Genomic DNA, 21,709 nt, shown 5'->3' with positions numbered 1-21,709 from the left:
TGTAATAGAATAATCAAAACCGGAGGAAAATACTATGAAGATGATCGTGGCAATTATAAAGCATTTTAAGCTCGATGACGTAAGAAAGGCGCTGACAGACATGGGCGCCGTGGGCATGACCGCCACAGAGGTCAAAGGCTTCGGCAGGCAGAAAGGGCACATGGAGGTTTACAGGGGCGTTGAGTATGAAGTGAAGTTTCTTCCCAAGGTAAAGATAGAGGTCGCTGTCACTGATGACAAGCTCGACGAGGTGGTCACTGCGATAGAGAAGGCCGCTAAAACAGGTGTCGCAGGAGAGATAGGAGACGGCAAGATATTCGTCTATAACCTTGAAGAAGTGCTGAGGATCAGGACAGGCGAGAGGGGAGAGGCGGCGATATAGGTTTTATTACTATTTCCGGAATATCATGTGCGCGGGCTCAAAAGTCCGCGCATTTTTTTTTGCAGTCGTTACATAAATCGTACCTAAATCCTTTATCCGTAACCAATACGTTGCACGTTTTGTACGAAAACTAAAATAAGGGTTGCATTATTTTAGTTTTTACGTATAATCTAAAATAACAATGCCGGTTATTTTAATTTCATATAAGGTAAGGACACACAGATGAAAAAGTTTCAGTCTGGCCGTTATGTGCAGCAAGGGCATTACAAGAGCTTTCAGCCCAACTTTATCAACCGGGCCTGGGTGCTGGACAACATGGAGTTGATTCAGCTGCTTGGACAGGCGGATCGTGAATTGGGCCGGCTGGATATGTATTCGGACTACATCCCCAATATTGACCTCTTCATCAGAATGCATGTGCTGAAAGAAGCCACTCAATCCAGCAAGATCGAAGGTACGCAGACGAATATGGAGGAGGCACTTCTGGAAAGGGAGGACGTTGCCCCGGATAAAAGGGACGACTGGGAAGAGGTGCAGAACTATGTAGCGGCCATGAACGGGGCGATTGCGAAGTTGCAGAAACTTCCCTTTTCCTCTCGCCTGGTTATGGAGACACATAAGACCTTGATGAAGGGCGTGCGCGGCAAACATAAACAGCCGGGTGAATTCAGGCGAAGCCAGAACTGGATAGGCGGGGCAACCATTGACGATGCTGTTTTTGTGCCGCCGGTGCATACCTCTATCGGCGAGTTGATGGGTGATATTGAGCAGTTTGTTCATAACGATACCCGGTATTTCCCGGAACTGTTAAAAATTGCACTGGTGCATTACCAGTTTGAAACCATTCATCCTTTCCTCGACGGCAATGGCCGCGTGGGGCGGTTGATGATTACCTTGTATCTTGTAAGCAAGGGAATATTGAAGCAGCCCGTATTGTACTTGTCGGATTTCTTCGAGCGCAACCGCACGCATTATTACGATAACCTGATGCGGGTGAGAGAGAAGAACGACCTGCTGCAATGGTTCAAGTTTTTTCTGGTGGGAATTATCGAAACCGCTAAAAGCAGCATTTCCACTTTTGACAACATCCTCAAGCTGCAAAAGCAGGTGGATAACCAGATACAATCACTGGGCAGCAGAACGGCAAACGCACAGAAGATTCTCAATTACTTGTATCAACACCCGATGATTGATGCCGCCAAAGTAGGCGAGGTAACGAAAATATCACCGGCATCGGCGTACAAACTGATCGTTGATCTGGAAAAGTTCGGTATTCTTAAAGAAATCACCGGCGGCAAGCGGGGCAAGATGTATGTGTTCGCTGCCTACTTGCAGTTGTTTAAATAAGAGGGGAGATGTAGCGATTTAGTTTATTTACTGTTCTTGGAATATCATGTGCGCGGGTTGAAAAGTCCGCGCATTTTTTTGCTTCTAACTTTCTGCTTATCTATATATAATATCGGGGAACGAGTATCATTCAGGAGATACTAAAAACCTATGCCAAGAATCTGCACCAACATAACACATGAAACTCACTGACAACGAAAAGCGCGAGATACTGAAGCTGATAGAGTCCGGCAAGCCTCTGCCGGACAAGTACCGTTTTCTATTGTTTGACGACAAGCGAGAAGTGGAGCTGGTCTGGAACGGGAAGACCAGCGAGGTTTGTAATATCGTCCTGCCCTTTCAGGTGATTGAACAGGTGGATGAGCCGCGTGCCGAGAAGCCGGATGATTCCAATGCTCAGTTCGGGCTCTTCGATACGAGGGGACGGCAGAAGTCCGGCTGGACAAACAAACTTATCTGGGGTGATAACAAGCTCATTCTATCTTCCCTGAAGAACGGCCCTCTCCGTGATGAGGTCGAAAAGCAGGGCGGCATCAAGCTGATCTACATAGACCCGCCGTTTGACGTTGGCGCGGACTTCTCGATGGATATAGAGATCGGCGATGAGACCTTCACCAAGAAACCTAATGTGCTTGAAGAATTAGCCTACCGCGATACATGGGGCAAAGGCGCTGACAGCTTCATTGCAATGATTTATGAACGGCTTTCTCTCATGCGGGATTTGCTTGCAGAGGATGGGAGTATTTATGTGCATTGTGATTGGCGGGTAAGTGCTTATATTCGGCTTGTGTTGAATGAGGTTTTCGGAACAGACAACTTCATCAATGAAATTACATGGAAACGCGCGCACACAGTAAAAGGCAACATAGGACAAGGTAGCAAGTACATGGGGGCAAATACGGACACTATATTTGCCTACGCAAAATCTCAGGCCTACGTCTTCAATAATGTGTTTCTTCCGTACTCGCAGGAATACATTGATTCATTCTTCAAATATACCGATCCAGGCACAGGAAGAAAATATAGACTCGTTAGCATGATCGGACCGGGCGGTGCGGCTAAGGGAAACCCCAGCTATGAAATTATGGGCGTTACGCGATACTGGCGTTACAGCGAGGCAACTATGAAAGACTTGCTGGCTAACGAGTTGATTGTTCAGACTTCACCAGGAACAGTTCCTCAGAAGAAACAATATTTGGATGATGGTTTAGGTGTTTCTGTTCAGTCCTTGTGGGATGATATCACTGGGCTTGGCGCATCCTCAACCCAAGGTACAGGCTACCCCACCCAAAAACCCGAAGCACTTCTCGATCGCATCATCAAAGCCAGTAGCAACGAAAACGACATCGTGGCCGACTTCTTCTGCGGCTCCGGCACCACGCTTGCCGTTGCTGAAAAGCTGGGGCGTAAGTGGATCGGCTCAGACCTCGGCAAGTTCGCCATTCACACAACCCGCAAGCGCATGATCGGCGTTCAGCGGCAGTTGAAGGAAGAGGGCAAGGACTTCCGTGCTTTTGAAATCCTCAATCTCGGCAAGTACGAGCGGGCGCACTATATCGGCGTGAATCTAAACCTTCGGGAAGAAGAGAAACAGAAACAGCTTGAGCAAAAGGAAAAAGACTTTATCAACCTTATCCTCCATGCCTACCGCGCGGAGACAATTGAGAACTTCAGATGCTTTCAGGGCAAAAAGGCGGGACGCATGGTTGCCGTGGGGCCAGTCAACCTGCCCGTAACAAGGCTCTTTGTAGAAGAGGTCATACTTGAGTGCCGCTCAAAACGCATTTCCCGTGTGGACGTCCTCGCCTTTGAGTTTGAGATGGGACTGTTCCCGAATATTCAGGAAGAGGCAAAGTCAAAAGGCATTGACCTTGCCATGAAATACATCCCCCGCGAGGTCTTTGACAAACGTGCGGTAGAGAAGAACCAGGTTGTTTTTCACGATGTGTCTTTCATTGAGGTAAAGCCGCATGTGACCCCCCTTTCATCCCCCCTTAGTAAGGGGGGAAAGAGGGGGGTGGCCGTCGAGCTTACCGACTTCTCCGTCTACTACTCACAGGACAGCATAGACAATGCAGCCACAAGCCTGAAAAACGGCGCAAATAAAATCGTTGTCGAGCAGGGCAAGATCGTAAAGGTCATGAAGGACAAGGACGGTATCGTAACCAAAGAAGTTCTTACCAAAAACTGGACAGACTGGATAGATTACTGGAGCGTGGATTTCAACTTTGAAAGCAGGCGCGAGATCGTCAGAGTAAAAAAAGATGAGACCAACGAAATAGAAGAAGTCTGGACAGGCGACTTTGTATTTGAAAACGAATGGCAGAGCTTCCGCACAAAAAAAGACCGGACGCTCGAACTAAAAACCCCGTTTCATGAATGCCAGAAAGGACGCTATAAAATTGCCGTCAAGGTTGTGGACATATTCGGAAATGATACGATGAAAATTGTGGAGGTGGGGGTGTGAGCTGGACACCGGATGCCATTGACCAATTACTGACCGTTCCCCGAGAACATGAGCGGCTGGAATTTAAAGAGGCCAAACAGCAATTTGATACAGTGAAACTGTTGCGCTATTGCGTAGCGCTTGCTAATGAAGGCGGCGGCCAACTGGTATTGGGAGTGTCAAACCGTCTGCCCCGGAGAGTGGTAGGAACGCTTGCTTTTTCTGACCTTGGTGCCATCAAGGCACGTATTGCCGAAACACTGCGCATAAGGGTAGAGATTGAAGAAGTTTCTCATCCCGATGGGCGAGTTCTCGTTTTCATTGTACCTTCCCGTCCGGCAGGAACGGCTCTGGCCTTTGAAGGGGCATATCTCATGAGGGCGGGTGAAGACCTTGTGCCTATGACCGAGGACCTTCTCCGCCGGATTTTCGATGAGGGGAAGCCCGAATTCCTTTTACGCCCTGCCTTAAAAGGCGCTGATGCTGACAAGGTTGTACGCCTTCTTGATACACAAAGCCTGTTCGAATTGCTCAAACTCCCTTATCCCGCTAATCGAGATGGAGTCTTAGCTCGTTGTGAGAGCGAACATCTTATTATAAAAAACAGCAATGGCTGGGACATTACAAATCTTGGAGCTATTTTACTGGCCAAGGATCTGCGCGATTTCAACGGACTTCAACGCAAAGCCAAGGGTGATTGTTTATCGTGGCTCAAACAAACTTGAGACTGTTCGGGATCAGCCGGGCACTAAAGGGTATGCAGTCGGGTTCGAGGGACTTATCGATTTTATAAATAGCCAGTTGCCCGCGAATGAAGTGGTTGGCCAGGCACTTCGAAGCGATGTGCGGATGTATCCTGAACTCGCTATTCGGGAACTGGTTGCAAATGCTCTCATCCATCAGGATGTAGAGGATTTCGGCTCGTTTGTTATGGTAGAAATATATTCTGATCGAATTGAGATTTCTAATCCCGGCAAACCGTTAATTCCTCCTGACCGCTTTATTGATGAGTATAAAGCTCGCAATGATCGACTGGCCGATTTAATGCGGCGTTTTGGAATATGCGAAGAAAAGAGCAGCGGCATTGACAAAGTGGTCGGGCTGGCTGAGGCATGGCAGTTGCCAGCTCCTGATTTCCGCGTTGGAGAGCGTAATACAAGTGTTATCTTGTTTGCACACAAAGCATTTGAGGAGATGGACAGAAAAGAGCGAAGCAGGGCTTGTTATCAGCACTGTTGTTTACGGTATGTCAGTAACAAAAAAATGACAAACCAGAGCCTGCGAGAGCGTTTCAAGTTGCCAGAGATCAAGGCAGAAACAATATCACGTATTATTTCAGATGCAGTTGATGAAGGTCTGGTAAAGCTGGACGATCCAGATAGCAAGTCAAAACGTTATGCCAAGTATGTGCCATATTGGGCCTGATCGTTATTTAGACGATAGGGTTTAGAAAGGCAGGATCCCTGATATTTTCTTGTAGAATCAGAGGGTTGCTATTTAGACGCAAAATCTGAAGTGGGTACAAGGGATGTAACGTATTGGACGCTTGTTAATTAAATCTATAATTGATTTAGAACAGCTTTAGCATAAGTTGAAAGCCCTTAAAAATTAATAAGTTATGAAATGTAAACTAAATCTAAAATTCATTTAAAGACTATGGCAATTCATCCTTCATTCCCAAATTCCTCCTATGAAATACTTCATCCCGATATCCGCTGGTTTCCGGCTGATGAGGCTTTGTGGGAATCAAGTTATGGCAAACTCCTGCCTCCGCTGGTCAATAAAATACGAAGGGATGTTAAACAATGGCGTGATTCCGGTTATGATGGCGCAACTGAAACAAGCAAAGCCCTGATTAACTGGTGGTTCAAAACGGAACACATTATTCCTTACCCCCCCTCAATCCCCCCTTGATAAGGGGGGAAATAAAGGGGGGTATGAGTTTCGTTATTATTTTGCCCAGCGCGAGGCTATTGAAACGGTTATTTATCTCTATGAAGTTGTTAAGGTCAAAGACAAATACGACCTGATACGTTATGACTCATCAGGAGCGGTATCCGCAGGGATGTTTTATGAAGACTGGCTTCGTCTTGTCATAAAAATGGCAACCGGAAGCGGCAAGACAAAGGTTATGAGCCTCGTAGTTACATGGTGTTATTTCCACAAGCTCTATGAGCCTGATTCAAAGCTGTCAACAAACTTCCTTATCATTGCGCCTAATATTATTGTCCTTGACCGTCTTCGTGCTGACTTTGACGGGCTTCGGGTTTTCTTTGATGACCCGCTCTTGCCGGATAATGGCTATGAGGGCAGGAATTGGCAGGACGATTTTCAACTGACCTTGCATATTCAGGATGATGTGTCCATTATCCGAAAGACCGGCAATATCTTTCTCACAAATATCCATCGCGTATATGCCGGAGATGACATTGAGCCGAACTTTGACGATGATGATTTGACGGACTACTTTCTCGGTAAAAGGCCCACGGGTAAAACCACTGACTCAAAGGTTGACCTCGGTGTCATTGTCCGTGAAATTGACGAGCTTATTGTCATTAATGATGAGGCTCACCACATCCATGACAACCGTCTGGCGTGGTTTAAATCCATTGAAGACATCCACAACCGCCTGAAGCAGAAGGACCATTTCCTCTCTCTGCAAATAGATGTAACGGCAACTCCCAAGCACAATAACGGGGCGATCTTTGTGCAGACGGTCTCGGATTATCCGCTTGTTGAGGCAATTACGCAGAACGTGGTCAAGCATCCCGTATTGCCGGATGCGGCAAGCCGGACAAAACTTCAGGAGCGTCAAAGCTCACGCTATACGGAAAAATACGCTGACTATATTGCGCTTGGCGTGGAAGAATGGCGCAAGGCATATGCCGAACATGAGAAGATGAGTAAAAAGGCTGTGCTTTTCATAATGACGGATGACACAAAAAACTGTGATGATGTGGCAGAACATCTTGAGAATACTTATCCTGAATTTAAAGACGCCGTGCTTGTTATTCATACGAACAATAACGGTGAGATCTCCGAGGCTGATTCTAAGAAGTCCAAAGATGAGCTTGAAAAGCTGAGAAAGGCGTCCAACAAGATTGACGGAATGGAAAGCCAGTATAAGGCAATTGTCTCGGTCCTCATGCTCAAGGAAGGCTGGGATGTCAGGAACGTAACTACCATCGTCGGCTTAAGGGCGTATGCAGCAAAGAGCAATATCCTGCCGGAGCAGACGCTCGGCCGGGGATTGAGAAGGATGTATCCGGGAACTGATACGACAGAGTATGTCAGCGTTGTCGGGACCAATGCCTTTATGGATTTTGTTGAGTCCATCCAGAGCGAGGGCGTTGAGCTTGAGCGCAAGCCGATGGGTGAAGGCACTGCTGCAAAGGCGCCGATCATTATTGAGATAGACAATGAAAACAGGAAAAAGGACATTGACGGGCTTGATATAGAAATCCCTGTGCTTTCCCCAAGGATATACAGGGAATACAAAAATCTTGAAGAGCTTGCGCCCTCAATGTTCGGCACAAGAAAGGTGGAGTACAGGCAATTTTCCGAAGAGGAGAAAAGGGAGATTGTTTTTAAAGATATAACAACCGGTGAGATTACGCACACGACATATCTTGATTCGGCAATGGCTGCCGATTGCCGGAGCGTAATCGGCTACTTTGCACAGGTCATTATGAAAGACCTCCGCCTGATAAGCGGTTATGATGTGCTTTATGGAAAGGTAAAAACCTTTATAGCCGAACATCTGTTTGACAGGATTGCGGATATTGACGATCTGAACACAATCCGCAATCTCTCTGAGCTTGAGGCAAGCAAGACTATAATTGAGACATTCAAGAAAAAGATAAATGAGCTTACAGTGGTTGATAAAGGAAGCGCCGAGATACGGGACTATATTAAATTGCGGCAGACAAGGCCGTTTGTTGTGAAGGATCAGGGCTTTCTCATTCCTCAAAAAAGCATCTTCAATAAAATCATCGGAGACAGCCGCCTTGAACTCCTCTTTGCATCATTCCTGGAGCAATGCCCAGATATTATTTCTTACGCAAAGAACTACCTTGCCGTTCATTTCAGGCTCGACTATGTGACTGCCGACGGCAGCATCTCAAATTACTACCCGGACTTTATAGTCAAGGCCAATGAAAAGGAAACATATATTGTGGAGACGAAAGGCCTTGAAGACCTTGATGTGCCTTTGAAAATGGAACGGCTGAAAAACTGGTGCGCGGACATCAATGCATCACAGAAAAAATGCAGGTTTAATTTTGTCTTTGTGGATGAAGGAGACTTTGAAAAGTATAAGCCGGATACCTTTGAAAAGCTGGTAAAGAATTTCAGGAGATATAAGGACGATTAAGATAGATTCCATAACTTTAGAATAAGAACAGGTAAGAATGCAAAAGAAAGGCCCAGACTGAATCATCAGCCTGAGCCTTTTTTTGCTATCCAAAGAGAATCTATTAAATATCGTAATACAGGAAGAACTCGTACGGATGCGGCCTGAGCCTGAGCGCGTCTACCTCATTTGTCCTCTTGTAGTCTATCCATTTTGAAATGGCGTCTTCCGTGAAGACATTGCCTTTCAGAAGGAATGCGTGGTCTTTCTCAAGAGCGTCAAGCGCCTCGTCAAGGCTGCCCGGCATCTGCGGGATGTTCTTAAGCTCCTCTGCCGGCAGATCGTAAAGATCCTTATCCAGCGGTTCGCCCGGATTGATCTTGTTCTCGATCCCGTCAAGGCCTGCCATGAGCATAGCTGCAAAGGCGAGGTATGTGTTGCATGACGGGTCAGGGAACCTCACCTCAACCCTCTTTGCCTTCGGATTTGCCGAGTAGGTCGGTATCCTTATTGACGCTGAACGGTTTCTCGCTGAGTATGCGAGATTTACCGGAGCTTCGAATCCCGGAGTCAGTCTCTTATATGAATTTGTGGTCGGATTGGTCAGAGCTGCAAGCGACTTTGCGTGCTTCAATACGCCGCCGATGTAGTAGATTGCCATCTCGCTTAAGCCGGCATAACCATTGCCTGCGAAGAGCGGCTTTCCGCCTTTCCATATGCTCTGGTGAACGTGCATGCCTGAGCCGTTGTCGCCGAATAATGGCTTTGGCATAAATGTCGCTGTCTTGCCGTTACGCTTTGCCACGTTTTTGACTATGTATTTAAAGAGCATGTTCTTGTCAGCCATGTTGACAAGCGAATCGAATCTCATGTCAATCTCAGCCTGTCCTGCTGTTGCGACCTCATGATGTTCCCTTTCGACATAGATGCCGCACTTGATCATCTCCATGACCATCTCTGTCCTTATGTCAACCTGGCTGTCTGTCGGCGGGACAGGGAAATATCCTTCTTTATGCCTGGGTTTGTAACCGAGGTTTGGATTCTCCTCCCTGCCGGAATTCCAGATGCCTTCTACAGAGTCGATATGGTAGTAGCCGCTGTGGGAATTCTGATCGAACCTTATGCCGTCAAAGATGAAGAACTCAGCCTCAGGCCCGAAGTATGCGGTGTCTCCCACGCCGGTTGATTTAAGATACGCCTCTGCCTTCTGCGCGATGTATCTCGGGTCTCTTGTGTAGAACTCCTTTGTAATCGGATCCACGATGTTGCAGATAAGGCTGATCGTCGGGTACTTCATGAATGGATCCATGAATGCCGTGTTCGGATCGGGCATAATGAGCATGTCCGATGTGTTTATCGCCTGCCATCCCCTGATGGATGAGCCGTCGAATCCGAGGCCTTCCTCAAATATTTCCTCCTTGAGTTCGTCAACAGGCACGGCAAAATGCTGCCAAATTCCCGGGAAATCAAGGAACTTGAAGTTGGCCATTACGGCCTTGTTCTCCTGAGCCATTTTCAGTACGTCTTTTGGTGTCATTTTTTCCTCCTTTGGATTTAATTGTCAGCTATAAGTTGACAGTTTTAGTTTAATATTTTTATGTCATTCCGGCGGCTTCGTCTTGCCTACTGTTGGCTTGACCGGAATCATCCCCTCTAATAAGAGGGGTTAGGGGGTGTGTTTTATCTCAACATCCCCCTGTATCCCCCGCTTAAAGCGCCTACTGTTGGCTTTTATAAGGGGGAATAACAACAAGGCTTTAAGCAAAAAACTTCTCGTAAAATTTCAGAGCCCTTTTGTGATATTCAGGGTACACGTTCTCTGAATGCCTTAGCATATTGTCGATATCTTCTCCCTTTTGATCCGCGAACCATTCCCTGATGATCTCAGGAGTGACCTCTATATGGAACTGAAGCGCATGGATGTTATCTCCGTATCTGAACGACTGATTTTCATACTTGTCTGAAAAGGCCGTTCTCACAGCTTTTTGCGGCAGGTCGAAGGTGTCGCCATGCCACTGAAAGACCTCTGCGAAAGGCCCGCCGTTTACGGACAGGGCTGCAAATGCGGGATCTTTCATGCCCTCTTCTGTTATGCGGGCCTCATGCCATCCGACCTCTTTTACCGCGCCGGCGTAGACCCTTGCTCCAAGCGCGTATGCTATCATCTGCGCGCCGAGGCAGATGCCCAGCACAGGCTTTCCATTTTTAATAAAGGCCCTGATTATCGCGGCTTCATAACTGAGAAATGAATGGTCGTCCATTTCATATACAGCCATGGGCCCGCCCATAACTACAAGATGGGAATAATCCCTTGTGTCAGGGATCTCGGCCTTGCAGTCGGACAGGTCAATAATGCTGTATTCCATGCCTTTTGCCTTAAGAAAGCCCTCGATCGTTCCGGGGCCCTCAGACTTTATGTTTTTTATGATAAGAACTGACATTAATTTATTATATATCCCTGCTCACCGTGGCCATAAACATCCAGCCCTTCAACCTCGCACTCTCTGCAGACGCGCAGGGGGGTGACCGCATTTACGGCTTTTAGAATAACATACGTCACAACTGCTGTATATACTCCTATCGCAGCCACTCCGATGAACTGCACAAAAAGCTGTCCTGAGATAGTGCTGATCCCCGGAGCAAAACCCTGTCCGCTGAATATTCCGAGCCCTGTTGACGCAAAGACACCGGCAAGCAGAGTGCCTGTTATTCCGCCCACTCCGTGAACAGGGAAGACATCAAGCGAATCGTCAATCTTCATAACGCTCTTCATAAAGAGCACCGCGTTGAAACAGAGAAACCCCGCTATGACGCCGATAACAAGGGCGCCGGCCGGCCCGACATATCCGGAAGCAGGGGTTATCGTGCCGAGCCCCGCGACCATGCCTGTCACTGTGCCGAGCGCTGTCGGCTTGCCGAATTTCTTCCACTCAAAGAACATCCATGACATCGCTCCGGCAGAGGCGGATATATGAGTGGCCAGCACCGCCATCGCTGCGTTGCCGTTTGCGGCAAGCGCGCTTCCGCCGTTGAAGCCGAACCATCCCACCCAGAGCATTCCTGCTCCGGCAACCGTCATTGTCATATTATGCGGCGGCAATAACTCGGTTGGGAAACCGTCGCGCCTGCCTATCACAAGGGCGGCCACAAGAGCTGCGACACCGGCTGTGACATGAACGACCGTGCCGCCGGCAAAATCAAGCAGGCCCATCTGCTGAAGCCATCCGCCGCCCCAGACCCAGTGGGTAACCGGGCAGTAGACCGCGATCAGCCAGACCGATGAAAAGAGCAGCATGGCAGAGAACCTCATCCTTTCCGCGAAAGCGCCGATAATGAGCGCCGGTGTGATTATCGCAAAGGTCATCTGAAATATCGCAAAGAGCGACTCAGGTATGCTGCCGGTCAATGACTCTTCCATCACGCCTGCGAAAAGGAACTTTGAGAGCCCGCCCAATAACGGGTTGCCTTCAGAAAATGCTAAACTGTAGCCCGCGACGAGCCATAAGATCGAGACTATCCCGGTGATGGCAAAGCATTGAAGAAGCACGGAAAGCACATTCTTTGTGCGCACCAGGCCGCCGTAGAACATTGCCAGCCCCGGTATCGTCATAAAGAGCACCAGCGCTGTTGAGACGAGTATCCAGGATGTGTCGCCTGAATCGGGTTGTAATGCCTCGCCGGCAAAGGCGCTGCCGTAAAAAATGAAAAATGTGAACAATGTAGCCAAAACACTTGACAATAACCTCGCAACTCTGAATTTTGAAATCATATCGCTTCCCTCCCTTTTTCTCCGGTTCTGATCCTTATGACATCTTCAAGGTTATAGACAAATATCTTGCCGTCGCCTATCTCGCCTGTCCTTGCGCCGTCCTGGATAGCCTTGAGCACATCATCAAGCCTTTCCTGAGGAACAGCCACTTCGATCTTGACCTTCGGGAGGAACCTTACTTCGTACTCCACGCCGCGATAGACTTCCGTATGGCCCTTCTGCCTGCCGAAGCCTTTGACTTCAGTCGCGGTCATGCCTGCGACTCCGGCGTCTACCAGCGCCTTTCTTACCTCATCAAGCCTGAAATGCTTGATCACAGCAGAGATCATCTTCATGAAACACACCTCCTGATTTTGAGCACATGCATTGGCCTTTAATTAAGGCCAATAAGCGTATGCTATATATCAAGAAGCGTACCAGCTTAAAACTCTTTATTGTTAATGGGTTACAAATCAAGCTGTCCTACATTTTTGTAGCTCCGACAAAAATGTAGGACAGCTATCGCCTGTTATATTGCTTCTTTCCCTCTTTCTCCGGTCCTGATCCTGATGACATCTTCAAGGTTATAGACAAATATCTTGCCATCGCCTATAGAGCCTGTATCGCCGGTCCTTGCGCTCCCCTGTATAGCTTTAAGCACGGCGTCAAGCTTTTCCTGAGATACAGCAACTTCGATCTTGACCTTCGGGAGGAACTTCACCTCATATTCAACGCCTCTGTAGACCTCCATGTGCCCTTTCTGCCTGCCGAAACCTTTGACCTCTGTTACCGTCATGCCTTCAACGCCCATATCTGTAAGGCTCTTTCTTACCTCATCGAGCCTGAAATGTTTTATTACGGCTGAAATCATCTTCATTGTATAGCCCTCCTGTTTTTATAATGTGTATCCGCTTTCCCCATGCTGCGCATGGTCTAATCCTGCCATTTCGCTCTCTTCGTCAACCCTCAGCCCCATCATTGCATCGAGAATCTTTAATATGATCAATGTGGCCACAAAGGAATAGACCCAGCAGGCGCCGATGCTTATCAATTGATTCATCATGAGAGACGAATTTCCAAAAAACAGGCCGTCATTGCCTGCCGCATTAATCGCCTTTGAAGCGAATAAGCCGGTAGCTATCGCGCCCCATGTGCCGCCTACACCGTGAACTCCCACCGCATCCAGCGAGTCATCGTAGCCGAATTTTGTCTTGAGATTTACCGCCCAGTAACATAAGACGCCTGCCACAAGGCCGATAACTATTGATGACATAGGCCCGACAAAACCTGAGGCCGGGGTGATCGCGACAAGCCCGGCAACCGCGCCTGATGCTGCGCCGAGTGCTGTCGGTTTGCCCCTGTGCTTCCATTCAGCAAACGTCCATGATAATGCAGCCGCTGCCGTTGCGATATGCGTAACAACAAAGGCTGATGTCGCAAGAGCTCCTGACGCGACCGCGCTTCCACCGTTAAACCCGAACCATCCGAACCACAATAACCCGGCTCCGAGCAGCGTCATTGTGACGTTATGCGGCATCATCGCTTCCTTGCCGTAACCCTTTCTCTTGCCTACAACTATCGCCGCAGCCAGCGCCGATACACCTGAACTGATATGAACTACCAGGCCGCCTGCGAAATCAAGCGCGCCGAGATTCCTTATCCATCCTCCGACTCCCCATACCCAGTGAGCAAGCGGGAAGTATACAAACGTTACCCATACCACAATGAAGACGAGATACGTGCTGAACTTGAACCGCTCGGCAAACGCTCCTGTTATAAGCGCGGGAGTGATGACGGCGAACATCATCTGGAATATCATAAAGGTCTGATGCGGTATCGTTGCCGCGTAATCCGTATTCGGCTCAAGCCCTACGCCGTTTAAGAAGGCCCAGTCGAGATTGCCTATGACATGCCCGACATCCGGCCCGAACGACAGGCTGTAACCGTAAAGCACCCAGATAATGGTTACGACACCGAGGGCGATAAAGCTCTGCATTATCGTTCCCAGCACGTTCTTCCGCCTCACCATGCCGCCGTAAAATAACGCGAGCCCCGGCGTCATCAGCATGACAAGCGCGGTTGAGATCAGCATCCACGACGTATCGCCGGTATCAACCGTGGGCGCAGCCCCTTCTGCAAAGGCAAAACCCGCGATGCTCAATAGTGTCAGCGCAGCAAATAAAATACTTGATAATCGTTTCATTTCATTTCCCTCCTTCTATTAAAAGTCTACATCCAACTGTATGGTCGCAGTCGGTTTAAGAACGCTCTCATTATAAATATCATAACCGAATATCACGCCTACGTTCGGAGCGAATTTCCATGCCGCGCCAAAGCTCAAAGCTCCGTAACCGTTCTTTCCTCCCTGATAATCGACAGCGGCCCAGAGCTTGTCCGATATTTCAGAGATGGTCCTGTCCCATGAAAGGAGCACGCCTGTATTATCTTTATTGCCGTCTATATCAAGCAAAAGGTCTTTGTTGCCGGTGTAATATCCGGCTGAGATCCTGCCAACCGGCCCGAAGGTCTTTGCCACAATGCCGTAGACAAGGTTATAGTCGCTTACATCGCTCTCTGTTCCGAAATCATATCCTCCAACCGCTATTGCAGGCGAACCCTCAAATAACACGCCTTCGGGTGTGCCTAACTTTACATTGAACAGAAGGGGGTATTCATGATTACCGTTGGCATCCCTGTAATCCACCCCGACCTCAGCCTGAACCTTCTCAAAAGGCAGCACGCCAACGGTCAAACCTAAATTTGTGACGGTCGCTTCGTTAACGCCGTCCTGGCTTTCTGTCTTGATATTTTAAACGCCTGAATATCGGACGATGGTATCCATATCTGTGTTGACGGTGTGGCAGAAGCGATGCCTGCAAACATTACAAGTAAAATCATTTTTACTGCAACAACTCTGAAAATTTTCATCTTATCCTCCTGATTTTTATGCCGCAGGCTAACGCCTGCGCTTATTTTTGACGGGCGTATTACAATGTGCCCTTATGTACTGCCTGAAACCCTGTCTTTTCCTTCCTCCCTCCTTATTCCGTATTTTTTAATCTTGTAACCGATCATCCTCTCAGTGATGCCTAACTGTCTCGCCGCCTTTGCCATCACCCAGTCGCATTCAACAAGCGCATGAATTATTGAACTCTTTTCGTAGCTCTCTATCTTATTTTTTAGTGAAACCATACGTAGCTTATTGCGAGAAGCGTGCCAGTTTATAACACTTTGATTTTAAAGGAAACATTATGGCGTTAAAGCTACAATAAAGTATCTTTACTGACAAAAAAAGAAGGTATATGACAATTTGGTAGGGAAAGTTAAAATGTTATGAGAAGAGTATATCCTGGTCGCTTCTGACCTGGGAAAAAGACTTCTCCGGCAGATTAAAGATATTTTTGAATACCCTGTTCATTACAGAGATCAACTGACGGAATTTATAGGCATTGTGATGAGACTCTCCGCTGTATTCCGACCGTTGCCAGCTTTTCTCGTCTGATATGCGAAGCTCTAACGCAAGTGTATGCTGTTCCGTTTTTAAATTAAGCCGGTCCCTCATTTTATATTCAGCAGTGCCGGGAATAATGATCTTGCCTGTTCCGGCTATCCGGTGAATGGGCACAAAGAAGTTTATCTTGCACTGGAATTTCTTATGGCCCAATGAAGAATAAGGGTTATTGGCAGTATTGACCCCGAGGGCATTATAAAAATTGTTTGCGTTAACCAAAACCTCATCCTTGTCATCCGGCTCATCTTTCCCTTTGCTCATAGAGAGAGATGCCATGAGGCTTCCTACCGCGTCTGTCATATCTTCAGGCATATCAAATAATGTCTGGGTTATGGACTGTGAGATCGTATTTTCCTGAAGTATAACGCCCCGTTTCTGCAGCGCATGAAAGAGTTTTAAAGTATCATCCTTGTTCTTCAGTATAAAGGTGATCGCCAGAAGGTCTCTGATATTGTAGGCCTCTCCCTCAAGATTCTTGCCCAGCTTGGTAAACATGCTTTCCGGGCTCTTCAGCCTTGCCTTTATCTCAACGATATCGACTTCAACCCCGTCTCCGCTATTGAAGATCAGGCGCTTTTGTTCAGTATTATATTGAACAAATTCTTTCAGTTTATGAAAAAAAGCAGAGATCTTTACGAATGCCCTTTGAGCTGCCTCGCTTTCCGGAAGTTCTCCGGGGTTCTCCCAGTCATAATTAAATATGTCGTGAAGGCTCTGCCCCTTACTTTCAAAGAACAAGCCCAACTGGGCGAAGTCGTTAACATCCTGGCTCTCCTCCTCGATTGACTTGATCAGATGCGCCACTTTCAGGATCGAACATGCCATGCGCTGCCAGCCGGGCGGAACATGCATATTTAGCCCCTTGTAGCCGTAGAAGACGTGAGGATACTTTTTTGATGATGCCAGAAGAAAGAGATGCCGCGGGTCTTCGGCAACTATTTCTTTAAACTCCGGATCAAGCAATATAGCCGCTATTTCATCTATGACCTGCAAAGAGTTAGTGTACAGATACTGATTTTTGGTATTTAAAGCCTTGAGCCCTTCAAGCTGTTCTTTTAAAAACGGGAACATAAAATCAAAACAGTAACAATAGGCCTGCTCTATATATTGCTGCGCCCTTTTTTTCTCGCTTTCATTCAGCTCATTGCTGTCTGACGTATCAAAACCGCGGTTGCCCATCATCCTGGTTGCCTGTCTCAGGGCGGCCTCATAATTTGTTGCCTGCAGCAATAAATAAGGGGTCATTTCGGTTCTATCAAGGATAGAGCCGAAGATCTCATGATAAAGTTCCTGACTGGAAAGCGGATTCATAACTTATCTATTATGCTAAAAGCATGCCAGGATCAAACCCTTTGCATTTAAAAGGTTCTCATATTAGATCAAACTACAATTATGTAATTGTAGGACAGCTTTGTGGGCTATGACAATATGCGGGCATTGTCTTCTCTTTTGAAGTTTCTCATCACACGGGCTACATCTTTGTCTGTAAATTCTATATTGCCGTTGTTTTTGATTCTGCCGATGATATGTTCGATATCCTTATGTGAGAGCTGTCGTGCTGGTTTCAATACGCCTTCAAGTCCTTGCCTGCCGATCAATCTGCTGATGACGATAGTGCGGCCTATCCCGAGGATTTCCGGAGGGAAGGGTTCATACGTTTCAGGATTTTTCATAACAGAGGCGCTGTGGATGCCGCCTTTATGGGAGAATACATTTCTGCCTACAATCGGCCGTGAATATTCAATGGGCGACCTTGTGAAGCTTGATACCATTGCTGAAAGTTCCGGCAGCAGCTTCAGATCCCAGATGTTATTCACAGTATACAACTGCTTGAGCGCCATACATACCTCGGCAAGCGCCGCCACTCCCGAGCGTTCTCCCAAGCCGTTGATAGAAACATCTATCGCGCTCGCCCCGGCTTCATAAGCTGCAAGCGCATTGGCAGAGGCTAATCCAAAATCATTGTGAAGATGGACATGCATATCTGCTGTGACGTGTTTCTTAATATAAGCTATCAACGCCTTTGTCTTTGACGGAGTCAGTATCCCGACAGTATCGGCAACGCATATCCTGTCTGCTCCGGCATCAACCGCCATTGCGTACAGGTCAATTAATTCCTTCCTGTCAGTCCTTGAAGCATCCTCGCAGGTGAAACGCACCTTGAGGCCGCAGTCTTTCGCATGCTTAATGGCATTCAGGATATTGGCGGCAACCGTTTTTCTGTCTGAGCGCAGCCGATAGTCAAGGCTGAGCGAATTGATACCGGAAAATATCCCGGCCCATGCTGTTTTACAGCTCCGGATAATGTCTATATCTTCTTTTTTTGCCCGTGCATGGGCAACTGTCTGCGCCTTTAGCCCGAGTGAGGAAATTACGGCAACAGACTTCCGTATGGACGGTGACGCAGCCGGATGCCCCAGTTCGATAAAATCCACTCCGAAGCAGTCAAGCTTTTCAGCGAGCTTTATTTTTTGCGCTGTGGTAAAGAGAATGCCTCTTGATTGTTCTCCCTCCCGCAGGGTTGTGTCGAGAATTTCTATTTTATTTTTTCTTGCCATGAGTTTCATCCTTATTATTGCTGTCATTCCCGCTTGTCGGGAATCCGAAGGCTTATCCTGCTTAAAACAAAGAAAGATTCCGGACAAGCCGGAATGACGGGTTGTAGTATGTGATTGCTGTTTTATTAATATCCCTGTCAGGTTAATTCAAATTCCCGCATACCATGCACTTGATATCTCTTCTCGTATTCATTTTTCTGAAATCCAGATCCATAGTATTGAATACCAGCATTTGAGAACGCAGGGGTTTCCCATAACCTGTCAGGAGCTTTATCGTCTCTATGCTCATCAGGCAGCCGAGTACGCCGGAGACTGCGCCAAGCACGGGAAAACCAAGCTCTTCCCACTCCGGGTTATCTTCAGGATACAGGCAATTTAGGCAGGGAGTTATTCCGGGAATTACATTAAAAAGATACCCCTCCATGCCGTTCATGGCAGCCTCAACCATGGGAATATTTCTTCTGACACAGGCATTGTTTAAGATTCTCCGCTCGCGGAAATTGGGCCTGGCAGAAAGCGCTATCTGAATTCCGTCGAGAAGATTCCCAACATTGCCTTCTGATGTCCTTTCATTAAAGGCCTCAACCTCCACATCGGGATTTATCTCTTCAATTGTCCTCATGGCCTGCTCAACCCTGCTTCCCCCGATCCGGTCATGCCGCATCAGAATCTGCCTGTTCATGTTGGAGAGCGTGAGATTTCCGTAATGGGCGAAGACCATCTTTCCTATCCCGGCAACAGCGAGATATATTGCGGCAGTCCCTCCAAGGCCGCCGATGCCCGCTATCAGCGCGGTTGAATCCTTCAGCTTACGCTGATGTTCTTCAGTGAACCCGTGAAGCATCAGTTGCCTGCGGTAACGCTCCATTTCTATTTCAGACAGCTGACCGCTTCTTTCAATTAATAATTTCACAATAATCTTCCCCGATCCTCGAATGCAGAACTTCAAGTTCCATATCTTTATCTTCATCAAGAGTTCCGCAGGCATCCGCCCGGCACTGTTTGCAATGAGTCATTTGCGAAATGTGCTTTCCGCATTTCTCGCGCATTACATGGACGGCTTCACGAGACGGCCTATGAAGATCTTCAAACTCACCTTTTGGGATCAACGGCATGATATTCATCAGTTCCGCACCCTTGTGGCCGGCAAACCTGGCGATAAATGGGATCTCTTCGTCATTAACTCCCGGGATAAAAACCGTGTTAACTTTTACGATAAGCCCAGCCTCAACAGCCGCTCCGAGCCCTTCCCACTGATTCAGCAGAAGGCATTCGGCGGCTTCTCTCTCTTTATAAAGCCTGCCGTTGTACGACACCCATGAATATATCTTTTCAGCTATCTCTGGAATGACAGCATTTATTGTAACCGTCAGGCTGCTCACTCCTGCCCCGATAAGATCATCAAGCCTGTCGGAAAGCAGCAGCCCGTTTGTTGAGACGCAGAGCGTCAGTTCGGGATATTCCCTGTGGATCGCGCTGAATGTCTCAAATGTCGCGTCATTTGCCAGCGGGTCTCCCGGCCCTGCAATGCCTATAACGGTCAGGCGCTCATTCCGTTCAACCAATGACCTGACCCTTTCCAATGCCTCATACGGGGTCAGCACCCTGCTTGTTATGCCGGGCCTTGATTCATTGGCGCAGTCATACTTCCTTACGCAGTATTTGCACTGAATGTTGCAGGCAGGCGCTACAGGCAGATGAATTCTTCCGAACCTGTTGTGCGCCTCCTTAGAGAAACACGGGTGCGTGCTTATGATATGTTTTTTGTCGCTGCTCTTAAGAATTGTTTTCATCTTAAACCTCTGTATGCACATGGCATCTCTTTGTGCAGATCTTTGAGCAAGCCTCGCAGCCGATGCAGTTCCCTGGATTTGCGACAGACATCACCTTGTTGCCCATGTCATCTCCGTACTCGTCTTCACCTTCAAAGGGCTTCTCGATCAGCTCAAGCACATCCCGGCTGCAGGCCTTGTAACAGCGTCCGCAGCCGATGCACTTGTCAGCATCTATGGATTCTATAAACTTCGGCGTCCATTCCTGCCCGCCTCTTGTGTACCCTGTAATTGACATAATGCCTCCTTTATGAGATCGCCTCGCCGTCCATCTCTCCTGTCCTTACCCTGACAGCGCCTTCAATGGGCGAAACAAATATCTTTCCGTCTCCGCGCTTGCCTGACTGGTTGACCTTAATAATTGATTTCACAAGCTTGATCACAACATCATCAGGCACAACAACAGTAAGCATCCTCTTTGGCACATAGAGGGCGGCCTTCGGCAATGTATGTTCAAGCGCATATGTGGATGGAGTCGGTTTTAATTTCGCTGCCGTGCAGAAGCTCTCGGGCATTTCAGAATCCATCTCCGCGCACATCGCGCCTTTTTGTTTTCCTCTCCCGTCTACGCTCTGAATTGTCATCGCGGGATAACCCAGTTCATCAAGCGCCTTTTTGGTCTCAGGGAGCTTGTCCCTTCTGATGATCGCGGTGATCTCCTTCATAGCACAGCCTCCCCGGTCCTGACGGTGTAAACAGCATCAACCGGGCTGACGAATATCTTCCCGTCACCGATAAAACCGGTCTTTGCCTTGCCCTCTATTATCCCGATCACTTTCCCGACATCTTCAGTGTCAACAACGGTCATGATGAGGGTTTTGGGAAGTTCGTCATAATGCACCGGCCCCACCTGAAGCCCCTTCTGTTTTCCCCTTCCGAATACCGGCATCTTTGTGAGTGACGGAAATCCGGCTCCCTCCAATGCCAAAACTACCTCCTGCTCTTTTTCCGGCCTTATAAACGCCCTGATCATCTTCATCTGTAAATCCTCCTTTTTTATTGTCGGGGCAAGTTTAAAACCTGCCTCTACGAATGATTATTCATCGCCTTTCTCAGCCACGGCGGCGGAGACCCTTTTACTGTCTCAAATAGTCTATTCATTGATTCCTCAATAGATGCTGCCTCTTTTATCTTTATCGGCATTATGCCCTTTTTTACAAGCCTCGCTGCCGAAGGCCCGCCAATTTCCGTGAGATAGATGATCTTGCAATCAGCAAGCTTATCGACTTTCGCCTGAACCCTGTCATCATGGATCTGTCCCAGCCCTTTTGTCCCTTCTATCTCCGCATCCCTGCCTTCAGCGAACCTTCTCGTCTCAAGGAATTTGTAACCATCCTTCATTAATTCGTATATGACAAACATCCCGGCCCTGCCGAAATGTTCATCCACATTAATTTCATCTGTTGTCGCAAATGCCACTTTCATGACGTCACCTCAAAATATTTGATTGTTTTCGCAATAGCGCGCTGTCTCCAAAATGACCTCTGACAAGAATACAGCCAAACGTTTCATGCCTTTCTTAAACTTTCTCACA

Annotated in this window: 18 protein-coding genes and 3 pseudogenes; 5 read left to right on the top strand and 16 right to left on the bottom strand. The window is 47.8% G+C overall.

The window, feature by feature from the left end; genetic code table 11:
• Positions 1-34: 34 nt before the first annotated feature.
• From HY807_02340 to HY807_02320, 5 genes and pseudogenes are all read left to right on the top strand, one after another.
• On the top strand, positions 35-382 hold the full coding sequence (locus HY807_02340) for a P-II family nitrogen regulator (protein MBI4825250.1): 348 nt from the start codon (positions 35-37) through the stop codon (positions 380-382).
• A 222-nt stretch (positions 383-604) separates the two neighbouring features.
• Complete coding sequence (locus HY807_02335; GenBank protein ID MBI4825249.1) at positions 605-1,729, top strand: Fic family protein; 1,125 nt, start codon at positions 605-607, stop codon at positions 1,727-1,729.
• A 178-nt stretch (positions 1,730-1,907) separates the two neighbouring features.
• On the top strand, positions 1,908-4,196 hold the full coding sequence (locus tag HY807_02330) for a site-specific DNA-methyltransferase (GenBank protein MBI4825248.1): 2,289 nt from the start codon (positions 1,908-1,910) through the stop codon (positions 4,194-4,196).
• Positions 4,193-5,600, top strand: a pseudogene (locus HY807_02325) (putative DNA binding domain-containing protein). Before HY807_02330 ends, HY807_02325 begins: the two are co-directional and overlap by 4 nt.
• A 231-nt stretch (positions 5,601-5,831) precedes the next feature.
• Positions 5,832-8,547: pseudogene (locus HY807_02320) on the top strand (DEAD/DEAH box helicase family protein).
• A gap of 103 nt (positions 8,548-8,650) precedes the next feature.
• Here HY807_02320 and glnA read toward each other — a convergent pair.
• From glnA to nifX, 16 genes and pseudogenes are all read right to left on the bottom strand, one after another.
• On the bottom strand, positions 8,651-10,063 hold the full coding sequence (glnA, locus tag HY807_02315) for a type I glutamate--ammonia ligase (protein MBI4825247.1): 1,413 nt from the start codon (positions 10,061-10,063) through the stop codon (positions 8,651-8,653).
• A gap of 220 nt (positions 10,064-10,283) precedes the next feature.
• Complete coding sequence (locus tag HY807_02310; protein ID MBI4825246.1) at positions 10,284-10,967, bottom strand: gamma-glutamyl-gamma-aminobutyrate hydrolase family protein; 684 nt, start codon at positions 10,965-10,967, stop codon at positions 10,284-10,286.
• A complete protein-coding gene (locus HY807_02305) occupies positions 10,967-12,295 on the bottom strand; it encodes an ammonium transporter (GenBank protein ID MBI4825245.1) in 1,329 nt (442 codons plus the stop codon). Before HY807_02305 ends, HY807_02310 begins: the two co-directional genes overlap by 1 nt.
• Positions 12,292-12,630, bottom strand: coding sequence for a P-II family nitrogen regulator (locus HY807_02300; protein ID MBI4825244.1), 339 nt, complete (start codon positions 12,628-12,630; stop codon positions 12,292-12,294). The genes HY807_02305 and HY807_02300 overlap by 4 nt, the downstream gene beginning before the upstream one ends.
• Before the next feature lie 173 nt (positions 12,631-12,803).
• The gene (locus HY807_02295) at positions 12,804-13,151 is read right to left on the bottom strand and encodes a P-II family nitrogen regulator (protein MBI4825243.1); all 348 of its coding nucleotides are present in this window, start codon (positions 13,149-13,151) and stop codon (positions 12,804-12,806) included.
• A gap of 18 nt (positions 13,152-13,169) precedes the next feature.
• A complete protein-coding gene (locus tag HY807_02290) occupies positions 13,170-14,477 on the bottom strand; it encodes an ammonium transporter (protein MBI4825242.1) in 1,308 nt (435 codons plus the stop codon).
• Between the two features lie 18 nt (positions 14,478-14,495).
• Positions 14,496-15,202 (bottom strand): annotated as a pseudogene (locus tag HY807_02285) (hypothetical protein).
• A 72-nt stretch (positions 15,203-15,274) separates the two neighbouring features.
• Positions 15,275-15,466 carry a hypothetical protein gene (locus HY807_02280; protein MBI4825241.1) on the bottom strand — a complete coding sequence of 64 codons (192 nt, stop codon included), beginning with the start codon at positions 15,464-15,466 and terminating at the stop codon, positions 15,275-15,277.
• 139 nt (positions 15,467-15,605) lie between these two features.
• Complete coding sequence (locus HY807_02275; protein MBI4825240.1) at positions 15,606-17,096, bottom strand: hypothetical protein; 1,491 nt, start codon at positions 17,094-17,096, stop codon at positions 15,606-15,608.
• Positions 17,097-17,203: 107 nt separating this feature from the next.
• The gene (locus HY807_02270) at positions 17,204-18,343 is read right to left on the bottom strand and encodes a 2-isopropylmalate synthase (GenBank protein ID MBI4825239.1); all 1,140 of its coding nucleotides are present in this window, start codon (positions 18,341-18,343) and stop codon (positions 17,204-17,206) included.
• A gap of 142 nt (positions 18,344-18,485) precedes the next feature.
• On the bottom strand, positions 18,486-19,313 hold the full coding sequence (locus tag HY807_02265; protein ID MBI4825238.1) for a HesA/MoeB/ThiF family protein: 828 nt from the start codon (positions 19,311-19,313) through the stop codon (positions 18,486-18,488).
• A complete protein-coding gene (gene nifB, locus HY807_02260) occupies positions 19,240-20,127 on the bottom strand; it encodes a nitrogenase cofactor biosynthesis protein NifB (protein MBI4825237.1) in 888 nt (295 codons plus the stop codon). Before nifB ends, HY807_02265 begins: the two co-directional genes overlap by 74 nt.
• A 10-nt stretch (positions 20,128-20,137) precedes the next feature.
• On the bottom strand, positions 20,138-20,416 hold the full coding sequence (fdxB, locus tag HY807_02255; GenBank protein MBI4825236.1) for a ferredoxin III, nif-specific: 279 nt from the start codon (positions 20,414-20,416) through the stop codon (positions 20,138-20,140).
• Positions 20,417-20,423: 7 nt separating this feature from the next.
• The gene (locus tag HY807_02250) at positions 20,424-20,840 is read right to left on the bottom strand and encodes a P-II family nitrogen regulator (GenBank protein ID MBI4825235.1); all 417 of its coding nucleotides are present in this window, start codon (positions 20,838-20,840) and stop codon (positions 20,424-20,426) included.
• Positions 20,837-21,154 (bottom strand): P-II family nitrogen regulator, encoded by a 318-nt coding sequence (locus HY807_02245; GenBank protein MBI4825234.1) that lies wholly within the window; start codon positions 21,152-21,154, stop codon positions 20,837-20,839. The genes HY807_02250 and HY807_02245 overlap by 4 nt, the downstream gene beginning before the upstream one ends.
• A gap of 47 nt (positions 21,155-21,201) precedes the next feature.
• A complete protein-coding gene (gene nifX / locus HY807_02240; protein MBI4825233.1) occupies positions 21,202-21,600 on the bottom strand; it encodes a nitrogen fixation protein NifX in 399 nt (132 codons plus the stop codon).
• Positions 21,601-21,709 lie beyond the last annotated feature (109 nt).

The organism is Nitrospirota bacterium (genome assembly GCA_016207885.1).
GTDB lineage: Bacteria > Nitrospirota > Thermodesulfovibrionia > UBA6902 > UBA6902 > JACQZG01.
Note: the sequence above shows the minus strand (reverse complement) of the source record. Positions and strands in the feature narration are given on the sequence as shown.